Genomic DNA, 11,243 nt, shown 5'->3' with positions numbered 1-11,243 from the left:
ATTGGGCCAAACGGTGCAGGAAAGTCGACATTAGTAAAAGTGGTACTGGGTTTACAGACCAAATTTTCAGGCACAATAACAAAAGCTAAAAAACTGAAAATTGGCTATGTACCACAAAAATTAAAGCTCAATGATTCCCTACCGCTCAACGTAGAGCGTTTTCTAAAACTCACTGGCAATTTCAGTCAGCAAGAGATCCTTGAAGCATTGAAGCTTGTTGGTGCTGAACATCTGCAGAAGAGTAACATGCACCAGCTATCTGGCGGAGAAAACCAACGTGTGCTCATTGCTCGTTCATTGCTAAGAAGACCAGATCTACTGGTTCTCGATGAACCGGCTCAAGGCGTCGACGTTCAAGGGCAAATAGACCTGTATGACTTGATTGACACCATTCGCCACCGCTTTGGTTGTGCCGTATTTATGGTTTCACACGATCTGCATTTAGTGATGGCAAAAACAGACGATGTTATCTGTTTACACCACCACATCTGTTGCTCAGGCGCACCTGCAGACATCAAACACCATCCTTCGTATATTGCGCTCTTTGGCACCGCGACCCAAGAGACGCTAGCGTTTTATCATCACCAACACGAACATCACCATCATGATCTCGCAGGCCAGCCTGTCGAAGGCGACGTGCATGAATGTTCAAACCATAAACACGGACACCACTAATGCTTGAGTTTCTTCTTCCCTCTATTTTGGCGGGTTTGGGTATTGCACTAATTGCAGGCCCACTAGGTTCATTCGTGGTGTGGCGTAAGATGGCTTACTTTGGTGACACGCTTGCTCACGCTTCTTTGATGGGCTTAGCACTTGGCTTTCTGTTCAACATTAACTTGTATTTCGCGCTGCTGATTTGTTGTTTGATGCTGGCCGTGTTGCTAGTGACTTTACAAAAACAAAAGCTGGTCGCGACCGATACCCTACTCGGTATTTTGGCGCACAGTGCGCTATCACTTGGTTTGGTTGCTGTCAGTTTCTTAGATAACGTTCGTGTTGACCTAATGAGCTACCTATTTGGTGACTTGCTGGCAGTATCTCCAACGGATTTAGTGTTCATCTATGCGGGTGCTGCTGTGATTGGATTAGTACTTGCTATCTTTTGGCGACCACTACTATCAACGACGGTTAACGAAGATCTCGCGGCGGTTGATGGCATCAACATTGATTTAATGCGTCTGATTCTGATGCTATTGGTCGGTATCGTGATTGCTGTCGGTATGAAGTTTGTTGGTGCGTTAATCATGACATCGCTACTGATTATTCCTGCAGCAACGGCAAGGAAGTTCTCGAGCACACCTGAGCAGATGGCCTTCCTTGCATCAATTATTGGCTCTATCGCTGTATTCGGTGGATTAAGCTTGTCTTGGTTCTATGATACGCCTGCTGGCCCGTCTGTGGTTATCAGTGCGGCAGCAATGTTTATGCTATCTCAAATGGTTAGAAGTCGAGCTTAGCACTTAGCAGTACGATCTCGTATCTCGAAAACATAAAAAAAGGCTTGGTCAGTGACCAAGCCTTTTTAATATCGTTTTCAATTAACTTCTATCTCAATCGATAAAAGCCAGCTGATTACCAACCCGTGATTTCACGTAGGCCTTTACCGATGTCAGCAAGAGACTTAACAGTCTTAACGCCTGCTGCTTCTAGTGCTGCGAATTTATCTTCAGCAGTACCTTTACCGCCAGAGATGATTGCGCCTGCGTGGCCCATACGTTTGCCCGGAGGAGCAGTAACACCAGCGATGTAAGATACAACTGGCTTAGTTACGTTTGCTTTGATGAAATCAGCCGCTTCTTCTTCCGCGGTACCACCGATTTCACCAATCATTACGATTGCTTCAGTTTCTGGGTCTTCTTGGAAAAGTTTCAAGATATCAATGAAGTTTGAACCTGGGATAGGGTCACCACCGATACCAACACATGTAGACTGACCAAAGCCTTCATCTGTTGTTTGCTTAACTGCTTCGTATGTCAGAGTACCTGAACGAGATACGATACCTACTTTACCCTTCTTGTGGATGTGACCAGGCATGATACCAATCTTACACTCGTCTGGAGTGATAAGACCTGGACAGTTAGGACCGATCATGCGAACACCAGTTTCTTCTAGCTTCACTTTAACGTCGATCATATCTGTTGTAGGGATACCTTCAGTGATCGTTACGATCAGTTCGATACCTGCATCAATCGCTTCTAGGATTGCATCTTTACAGAAAGGAGCTGGTACGTAGATAACTGTTGCTGTTGCGCCAGTTACTTCTACCGCTTCACGTACTGTGTTGAATACTGGAAGGCCTAGGTGAGTTTGACCACCTTTACCAGGTGAAACACCACCAACCATTTGCGTACCGTATGCGATAGCTTGGTCTGAGTGGAATGTACCTTGACCGCCAGTGAAACCCTGACAGATTACTTTAGTGTCTTTGTTAATTAATACAGACATTATTTAGCCTCCGCAGCAGCAACAACTTTCTGAGCAGCATCTGTTAGAGATTCAGCTGCAATGATATCAACATCAGAATTAGCAAGTACTTCGCGACCTAGGTCTGCGTTTGTACCTTCTAGACGAACAACTACAGGAACTGTTACGCCGACTTCTTTAACTGCACCGATAATACCTTCAGCGATCATGTCACAACGAACGATGCCACCGAAAATGTTTACGAGTACTGCTTTAACATTGTCATCAGAAAGGATGATCTTGAATGCTTCAGCTACACGTTCTTTTGTCGCGCCGCCGCCTACATCAAGGAAGTTTGCTGGCTTGCCGCCGTGTAGGTTTACGATATCCATCGTACCCATCGCAAGGCCTGCACCGTTAACCATACAGCCAACGTTACCATCTAGTGCTACGTAGTTCAGTTCCCACTGTGCTGCGTGTGCTTCGCGCTCATCTTCTTGAGATGGATCGTGCATTTCACGTAGTTTAGGCTGACGGTACATCGCGTTTGAGTCGATGTTGATCTTGCCGTCTAGACAAAGCAGGTTGCCTTCGCCAGTAATTACAAGCGGGTTGATTTCTAGTAGAGCTAGGTCGTACTGAGAGAACATTTTGCCAAGACCCATGAAGATCTTAACGAACTGTTTGATTTGATCGCCAACTAGACCAAGTTTGAACGCCAGTTCACGGCCTTGGTAAGCTTGAGGGCCTACTAGAGGATCGATCGCTGATTGGTGAATCAACTCTGGAGTTTCTTCAGCGATTTTCTCAATGTCCACACCGCCTTCAGTTGACGCCATGAATACAATTTTACGCGTTGCGCGGTCAACAACAGCACCTAGGTAAAGTTCGTTAGCAATGTTTGATGCTTCTTCAACTAGGATCTTAGTTACAGGCTGACCATTAGCGTCTGTTTGGTAAGTCACTAGGTTTTTACCTAGCCACTTTTGTGCAAACTCTTTAACGCCTTCTTTGGTGTCATGTAGCTCTACGCCGCCCGCTTTACCGCGGCCACCAGCGTGTACTTGACACTTAACGACTTTCTTGGCTGTACTGATACGACCTGCAGCTTCGAAAGCTTCTTGTGCAGTATCACATGCGAAACCTTCTGGTACAGGCAAACCGAATTCTGCAAACAGCTGTTTGGCTTGGTATTCATGCAAATTCATTTTGATATTCCGTTTATTTTCCCTTAAGGGATTATTATTTCCATAACGACACAGTTTCCTGTGTTACGTCTGTAGGGTCTTCTCAAAACAACTGCTGTCCATTTTCTAATGGCTTTACAGTTCAATTGAAGGCCAGACGTTGAGCAGCCTAGCCTTTGAAACTTTTTACGTCTAGCTAACGGGGTTAACTAGACGTTTTAGCGATACTAAACGTCTAATAGCAGACGTGCAGGATCTTCTAGAAGCTCTTTGATGGTCACTAGGAAGCCAACTGATTCACGGCCATCGATTAGACGGTGGTCGTAAGAAAGCGCTAGGTACATCATTGGTAGAATCTCTACCTTGCCATCAACAGCCATTGGACGGTCTTGGATTTTGTGCATACCCAAAATTGCCGCTTGAGGCGGGTTGATGATTGGCGTAGACATTAGAGAACCAAATACACCACCGTTTGTGATAGTGAAGTTGCCGCCCATCAGTTCATCAACCGTTAGCTTGCCGTCACGACCTTTGATTGCTAGCTCTTTGATGCCTTTTTCGATATCAGCGAAACCTAGTGTGTCACAGTCTTTGAGTACTGGAGTCACTAGACCACGTGGCGTAGATACCGCCATGCTGATGTCGAAGTAGTTGTGGTAAACGATATCTGTACCATCAATAGAAGCGTTCACTTCTGGGAAACGCTTCAGTGCTTCTGTTACTGCTTTCACGTAGAAAGACATGAAGCCAAGACGCGTATCGTGACGTTTCTCGAATTGGTCTTTGTACTGCTTACGAAGGTCCATGATTGGCTTCATGTTCACTTCGTTGAAAGTAGTCAGCATTGCTGTGCTGTTTTTCGCTTCTAGAAGACGGTTTGCAACTGTCTTACGCAGGCGAGTCATAGGCACGCGTTTTTGGCTGCGAGCCGATGCTGGCGCTTCAACTGCTGGTGCAGATGCTGCTGCCGGAGCCGCTTTCGCTGCTGCTAGGTGTGCGTCGATGTCTTCACGAGTAATACGACCACCAACACCAGTGCCTTTAACGTCAGCTGGTTGTAGGTTGTGCTCAGCAAGCAGGCGACGAACAGCTGGGCTTAGCGCGTCGTTGTTCTCTTCTGTTAGCGCAGCTTTATGGCGCTTATCAGGAGATGCTTCTGTATCTTCAGTGGTGTCTTTCGTTGGTTCACCAGCGACAGCACCCGGCTTGATTTTAGCCAGAAGCTGCTTAGAAAGTACCGTAGCACCCTCTTCTTCGATGATAGCTTCCAGAACACCCGCTTCAGGAGCCGGTACTTCTAGAACTACTTTATCTGTTTCGATATCTACAATGACTTCATCACGTGCAACCGCTTCGCCCGGTTTTTTGTGCCAAGTAGCAACTGTTGCATCAGCCACAGATTCAGGTAAATCTGGAACCAGAATTTCAATTGTCATGTGCGTATTTTCCTTTTACTTCTAGTTCTTAAGTAGGGTCAAAGCGTCGTCAACTAACGCTTTTTGTTGTTTCAAGTGTACTGACATATAGCCAACAGCTGGTGATGCTGATGCAGGACGACCTGCGTATTGAATATCAGCACCTACTGGGATAGCAGCTCGGAAATTATGTTGGCTACTGTACCAAGCACCTTGGTTTTGTGGCTCTTCTTGACACCAAACGTAATCGACTACATTTGTGTACTGTGCGATGGCAGCTCTCACGTCCTCATAAGGGAACGGGTAAAGTTGCTCAATACGTACAATAGCGACATCGTCTTGCTCGTTCTTACGTCTTTGGTCAAGCAGGTCAAAGTAAACCTTACCTGAACAGAACACGACGCGTTTTACGTTCTCAGGAGCCAGATCATCAATTTCTGCGATAGCTGGTTGGAACGTGCCTTCTGCCAAATCTTCCAGAGAAGAAGTACACAGAGGGTGACGAAGCAATGACTTAGGTGACATTACAATCAGTGGACGACGCATTGGTCGAACAACCTGACGGCGAATCATGTGGTAAACCTGAGCTGGTGTTGAAGGAACAACAACCTGCATGTTTTGTTCAGCACATAACTGAAGGTAACGCTCAAGACGTGCAGAAGAGTGCTCCGGGCCTTGGCCTTCATAACCGTGAGGAAGCAGCATAGTTAGACCACATAGACGTGCCCACTTTTGCTCACCTGATGAAATGAATTGGTCGATAACAACTTGTGCACCGTTTGCGAAGTCACCAAATTGAGCTTCCCAAAGGGTTAGACCGCTTGGCTCTGCTGTCGCGTAACCATACTCAAATGCGAGTACCGCTTCTTCAGATAACACAGAGTCAAACACTTGGAATGGCCCTTGTTTATCATGAATGTTCGCAAGAGGAACATACGTGCTTGCATCTGATTGATTGTGCAGTACTGAGTGACGGTGGAAGAACGTACCACGACCTGAATCTTGGCCTGAGATACGAATACGCTTACCGTCGTCAACAAGTGTTGCGTATGCCAGAGTTTCAGCCATACCCCAATCGACTTGTTTCTCACCATTCACCATGGCAGTACGATCGTTGTACAGTTTATTTACTCGGCTTTGCAGCTTGTGGCTGTCCGGGTATTGACAAAGTTTGCTACCAAGCTCTTTCAGGCGCTCGATATCAATCTTGTTATCCCACTCGATGTTCCAGTCGTGACCTAGGTAAGGAGACCAGTCTACTGAGTGAAGTGCCATTGGACGCCACTCTTTAACCACAACTTCACCGTGATCAAGTGCATCACGATATTCGTTAACTAGCTGAGTTGCTGTATCAATACCAAACTCACCGCGCTCCATTAGCACGTCAGCGTAAAGCTTACGTGGTGTTGGGTGCTTCTTGATTTTTTGGTACATCAAAGGCTGTGTTGCATTCGGCTCATCGGCTTCATTGTGACCGTGGCGACGGTAACAAACCAAATCAATAACAACATCACGCTTAAACGTATTACGGTAATCCAATGCAAGACGCGCAACAAACGCAACCGCTTCTGGATCATCAGAGTTAACGTGGAAAATCGGAGCCTGAACCATCTTCGCGATATCGGTACAGTACATCGTAGAGCGTGTATCGCGAGGGTTAGACGTTGTAAAACCAACTTGGTTGTTTACAACGATACGAACCGTACCACCTACACAGAAACCACGAGCTTGAGACATGTTAAACGTCTCTTGTACTACACCCTGACCAGCGATAGCTGAGTCACCGTGGATAGTAATTGGAAGTACACGGCTACCATCATTATCACCAAGGCGATCTTGACGTGCACGTACTGAACCGATAACTACCGGGTTTACGATTTCTAAGTGAGATGGGTTAAATGCTAGTGCTAAGTGAACGTTGCCGCCTGGCGTTGCGAAGTCCGCAGAGAAGCCTTGGTGGTATTTCACATCACCAGTACCCCACGTGTCATCGTGCTTGCCCGCAAACTCGTCAAACAGGTCTTGTGGCTTTTTACCAAGCACGTTGACCAACATGTTTAGACGACCACGGTGAGCCATACCAACAACAACTTCACGCATGCCTTGTCCGCCAGCATGACGAATAATTTCTTTCGTCATTGGGATAAGAGCATCACCACCTTCCAACGAGAAGCGTTTTGCGCCTGGGAATTTCGCACCAAGATAGCGCTCAAGACCTTCAGCAGCAGTTAGCTCTTCTAGGAAAGCTTGCTTTTCTTCTTTGTTGAAAGAGGGTTGACCAGATACAGACTCTAAACGTTGTTGGATCCAACGCTTTTGCTCTGTATTTGTCATGTGCATGTATTCAGCACCAATAGAGCCACAATACGTTTGCTTTAGAGATTTGTAGAGATCTTTAAGCACCATCGTCTCTTGGCCAATGGCGTAAGAGCCGACGTTGAACGTCTCATTGAGGTCATCTTCGGTAAGAGTGTGGAAAGAAGGGTCCAGTTCATCAACTGTCGCTCTTTTCCATAAACCTAGGGGGTCTAGATTTGCTGCTTGATGCCCTCGGAATCGATAGGCATTAATAAGTTGCAGAACCTTTACTTGTTTCGCATCGACATCTGGATCACTAACTTGGACACTGTAATGCTTTGTTTCTTGAGCGAGTCGACGGAAGTATTCACGAACACGAGAGTGTGGTTGTTCCACTGTCTCTGAAGCTTGCACAGGCAGTTCTTCAAAAACACTTCTCCATTCGTCACTTACCGAATCTGGGTCACTTAGATACAGTTCATAGAGTTCTTCTACGTACGTTGCATTGGCGCCAGCCAAGTGTGAAGACTCGAGCCATGCCTTCATCACGCCGTTGTGCATATTTTCCCTTAACCAGTAGTTTTCACGTTTGCTGCGGTCTATGCCGAGCTATTAAAAGGCCGCCCCAAAACTTCTAGGGCGGCAATTTTTATATAACTTAAACCGAACGATTCACTAGCATGGTCTTGATGTGACCAATAGCTTTCGTCGGATTTAATCCCTTAGGACAAACACTTACACAATTCATGATGCCATGGCAACGAAAAACGCTAAATGCATCATCAAGATCGGACAAACGTTCGTCTGTCGCTGTATCTCGGCTATCAATTAGCCAACGGTACGCTGCAAGCAGGCCTGCTGGTCCGATGAATTTGTCAGGGTTCCACCAGAATGATGGGCATGACGTTGTACAACATGCACACATGATACATTCGTACAATCCATCTAAATGAGCACGCTCATCAGGGCTTTGTAAGTTTTCACGAGCCGGTGGCACATTGCCATCAGACACTAAGAATGGCTTCACTTTTTCGTAGTTATCGTAGAACTGAGTCATGTCTACAATCAGGTCACGAACAACGGGTAAGCCAGGCAGTGGGCGAATCACAATCTTGTCTTGGCCCGAAAGCGCAGACAATGGCGTGATACACGCTAGGCCATTTTTACCGTTCATGTTCAAACCATCCGAGCCACATACACCTTCACGGCATGAGCGACGGAATGAGATTGTTGGATCTTGCTCTTTCAACAGAATAAGCGCATCCAAAAGCATCATGTCTGAACCTTCATCCACTTCTAGAGTGTATTCCTTCATATAAGGTTTCTGGTCGACATCTGGATTGTAACGATATAAAGAGAAATTCAGTTTCATGGTCATATCTCCTTAGTACGTACGTGCTTTTGGTGGGAACGCTTCACGATGGATAGGTTCCATGTTTACACCACGCTTAGTCATGCTCTCTGACTCTGGGTTGTAAAGTGAGTGGCATAGCCATTGCTCATCATCACGGTCAGGGAAATCGAATCGAGCGTGTGCGCCACGGCTCTCTGTACGGAAATTTGCAGCAACAGCCGTTGCGAATGCCGTTTCCATCAAGTTTTCAAGCTCTAGACACTCGATACGTTGAGTGTTGAACTCTGTAGACTTATCAGATAGGTGTGCATTTTTCAGACGCTCGCGAATCGCTTTTAGCTCTTCTAGGCCTTCAGCCATTGCTTTGCCTTCACGGAATACTGAGAAGTTGTTCTGCATACATTGCTGAAGATCTTTACGGATTTGCGCTGGATCTTCGCCGTCTGTGCTGTTTTCCCAACGGTTGTAACGCTCTAGTGAACGCTCAATGTCAGCTTCAGTTGCAGGTTTCGCTTCGTCTTGCTTCTTCAGTGTCTCACCTAGGTGTAGACCTGTCGCACGACCAAATACCACTAAATCAAGCAGTGAGTTACCACCTAGACGGTTGGCACCATGTACTGATACTGATGCGATTTCACCACAAGCAAAGAGACCTTGGATTTCAACATCGTTGCCGTCTTCGGTTTGCTTAATAGCTTGACCAGAAACTTGTGTTGGAACACCACCCATCATGTAGTGACATGTAGGGATTACTGGGATTGGCTCTTTCACTGGATCAACGTGAGCAAAGGTACGAGAAAGTTCACATACACCAGGAAGACGAGATTCAAGTGTCTCTTTACCTAGATGATCAAGCTTAAGCTTGATGTGTGGACCCCAAGGGCCATCGCAACCGCGACCTTCACGAATTTCAACCATCATTGAACGAGCAACAACATCACGACCCGCTAAGTCTTTAGCGTTTGGTGCGTAACGTTCCATGAAGCGTTCGCCGTCTTTATTGAGAAGGTAACCACCTTCACCACGACAACCTTCCGTTACCAATACACCTGCACCAGCGATACCCGTCGGGTGGAACTGCCACATTTCGATGTCTTGCATAGGAACGCCAGCACGAATCGCCATACCAACACCGTCACCAGTGTTAATGTGTGCATTGGTTGTTGATGCGTAGATACGACCAGCACCACCAGTCGCAAGGATTGTTGCCTTCGCTTTGAAGTAGCAAACCTCGCCCGTTTCCATACAAAGCGCGGTAGTACCTAAAATTGCACCATCTTCGTTTTTAACAAGATCCAGTGCATACCACTCAGAGAAAACCGTCGTTTTGTGTTTAATGTTTTGTTGGTAAAGCGTATGAAGCAGTGCGTGACCAGTACGGTCGGCTGCAGCTGCGGTACGAGCCGCTTGCTCACCACCAAAGTTTTTAGATTGACCACCGAAAGGACGCTGGTAAATAGTACCGTTCTCAAAACGAGAGAAAGGCAGGCCCATTTTTTCGAGTTCGATTACCGACTCAGGACCGTTTTTACACATGTATTCGATAGCGTCTTGGTCACCGATGTAATCAGAACCTTTTACTGTGTCATACATATGTTGTTCCCAATGGTCTTCATGCGCGTTACCAAGAGCAACAGTGATGCCGCCTTGCGCTGAAACCGTATGAGAACGAGTAGGGAAAACTTTAGAAAGCAATGCACAAGAAAGGCCTTGCTCAGAAATTTGCAGTGCGGCACGCATACCTGCACCACCAGCGCCGATCACTACGGCATCAAACTCACGAACAGGAATAGTCACTTACGCACCCCACAAAATAAACAGACCAGAGAAGAAATATCCAAGAAGAACTGCAACAACACCGACTTGAAGACCAACACGCAGTTTTGCGCATTTGATGTAGTCAGTTAGTACTTGCCATAGGCCGATCCACGCGTGAACCAAAACAGAAGTAAGCGCTAACATGGTGAAGACTTTAGTGAAGGTTCCACCAAAGAATTGCGTCCAAGATGCGTAAGAGATATCACCAGAGAAAGCACAGAAGCTAACTAGGTAGATAGTGTAAAGCGTCATAATGATGGCAGTTGCACGAATCAATAGATAATCGTGGACACCATTACGACCAAAAGTAGAAACGTTGTTTACCATACTAAGATCCCCGCTAGTAGAGACAATACCGCTGTTGCTGCGAATGCAACCTTAGCGCTCTTAGCGCCAGATTCCAGCTCTTCAAAGTGACCAAGGTCCATAAGAAGGTGACGAATACCACCAGCAATGTGGTAAGCCAAAGCGGTTAAAATGCCCCACAGAATAAACTTCACGAAGAAACCATCGACAATGTCGCTAGCTTCGGCAAAGCCTACTGGGGATGAGAGGGAAATGGATAGTAACCAAAGCAGAATTCCAATCGCGACAAAAGTTATCACCCCAGACACACGGTGTAGGATGGAAGCTATTGCTGTGATTGGAAAGTGGATGGTCTGTAAATCTAAATTAACAGGTCTTGTCTTTCTTTCTTTCACGGGCTTGCTCACTCAGCTCCATTGAGCATTATGGTCATTAAATAACCTTATGATATTGTTATGG

At 46.3% G+C, this 11,243-nt stretch carries 10 protein-coding genes; 2 read left to right on the top strand and 8 right to left on the bottom strand.

Annotated elements, in window-relative coordinates; translation table 11 throughout:
* Positions 1-675, top strand: a 675-nt coding sequence (znuC, locus tag AB4512_RS06660; RefSeq protein WP_372174650.1) for a zinc ABC transporter ATP-binding protein ZnuC, incomplete at its 5' end; no start/stop codon positions are given.
* Positions 675-1,460, top strand: coding sequence for a zinc ABC transporter permease subunit ZnuB (gene znuB / locus AB4512_RS06655; protein WP_017061944.1), 786 nt, complete (start codon positions 675-677; stop codon positions 1,458-1,460). The genes znuC and znuB, both read left to right, overlap by 1 nt.
* A gap of 115 nt (positions 1,461-1,575) precedes the next feature.
* Here znuB and sucD read toward each other — a convergent pair whose 3' ends face one another.
* The 8 genes from sucD to sdhC all read right to left on the bottom strand — a co-directional run bounded on the left by sucD (position 1,576) and on the right by sdhC (position 11,191).
* Positions 1,576-2,448, bottom strand: coding sequence for a succinate--CoA ligase subunit alpha (gene sucD / locus AB4512_RS06650; RefSeq protein ID WP_017061945.1), 873 nt, complete (start codon positions 2,446-2,448; stop codon positions 1,576-1,578).
* A complete protein-coding gene (sucC, locus tag AB4512_RS06645; RefSeq protein WP_019820479.1) occupies positions 2,448-3,614 on the bottom strand; it encodes an ADP-forming succinate--CoA ligase subunit beta in 1,167 nt (388 codons plus the stop codon). The genes sucD and sucC overlap by 1 nt, the downstream gene beginning before the upstream one ends.
* Positions 3,615-3,820: 206 nt before the next feature.
* Entirely contained in the window at positions 3,821-5,029 is a 1,209-nt protein-coding gene (gene odhB, locus AB4512_RS06640) for a 2-oxoglutarate dehydrogenase complex dihydrolipoyllysine-residue succinyltransferase (protein ID WP_372136443.1), read from the bottom strand.
* A gap of 21 nt (positions 5,030-5,050) precedes the next feature.
* Complete coding sequence (gene sucA, locus AB4512_RS06635) at positions 5,051-7,867, bottom strand: 2-oxoglutarate dehydrogenase E1 component (protein ID WP_050620936.1); 2,817 nt, start codon at positions 7,865-7,867, stop codon at positions 5,051-5,053.
* Positions 7,868-7,964: 97 nt separating this feature from the next.
* Entirely contained in the window at positions 7,965-8,678 is a 714-nt protein-coding gene (locus AB4512_RS06630; RefSeq protein WP_010436773.1) for a succinate dehydrogenase iron-sulfur subunit, read from the bottom strand.
* 12 nt (positions 8,679-8,690) lie between these two features.
* Positions 8,691-10,457: a succinate dehydrogenase flavoprotein subunit gene (gene sdhA, locus AB4512_RS06625; protein WP_017061947.1), complete on the bottom strand. Its 1,767-nt coding sequence runs from the start codon at positions 10,455-10,457 to the stop codon at positions 8,691-8,693.
* Positions 10,458-10,805 (bottom strand): succinate dehydrogenase, hydrophobic membrane anchor protein, encoded by a 348-nt coding sequence (gene sdhD / locus AB4512_RS06620; protein ID WP_010436768.1) that lies wholly within the window; start codon positions 10,803-10,805, stop codon positions 10,458-10,460.
* Positions 10,799-11,191, bottom strand: a complete 393-nt coding sequence (sdhC, locus tag AB4512_RS06615; protein WP_017061948.1) for a succinate dehydrogenase cytochrome b556 subunit — start codon at positions 11,189-11,191, stop codon at positions 10,799-10,801. Before sdhC ends, sdhD begins: the two co-directional genes overlap by 7 nt.
* Positions 11,192-11,243 lie beyond the last annotated feature (52 nt).

The organism is Vibrio sp. 10N.222.52.B7, from assembly GCF_041474275.1.
GTDB classification, from domain to species: Bacteria; Pseudomonadota; Gammaproteobacteria; order Enterobacterales; family Vibrionaceae; genus Vibrio; species Vibrio crassostreae_C.
This window is presented reverse-complemented; position numbering and strand designations above follow the sequence as displayed.

What these genes read in the sequence shown, in the direction of transcription:
- znuB (WP_017061944.1), top strand. Translation starts at nt 675, where the DNA reads ATGCTTGAGTTTCTTCTTCCCTCTATTTTGGCGGGTTTGGGTATTGCA.
- sdhD (WP_010436768.1), bottom strand. Translation starts at nt 10,805, where the DNA reads ATGGTAAACAACGTTTCTACTTTTGGTCGTAATGGTGTCCACGATTAT.
- sucA (WP_050620936.1), bottom strand. Translation starts at nt 7,867, where the DNA reads ATGCACAACGGCGTGATGAAGGCATGGCTCGAGTCTTCACACTTGGCT.
- AB4512_RS06630 (WP_010436773.1), bottom strand. Translation starts at nt 8,678, where the DNA reads ATGAAACTGAATTTCTCTTTATATCGTTACAATCCAGATGTCGACCAG.
- odhB (WP_372136443.1), bottom strand. Translation starts at nt 5,029, where the DNA reads ATGACAATTGAAATTCTGGTTCCAGATTTACCTGAATCTGTGGCTGAT.
- sucC (WP_019820479.1), bottom strand. Translation starts at nt 3,614, where the DNA reads ATGAATTTGCATGAATACCAAGCCAAACAGCTGTTTGCAGAATTCGGT.
- sucD (WP_017061945.1), bottom strand. Translation starts at nt 2,448, where the DNA reads ATGTCTGTATTAATTAACAAAGACACTAAAGTAATCTGTCAGGGTTTC.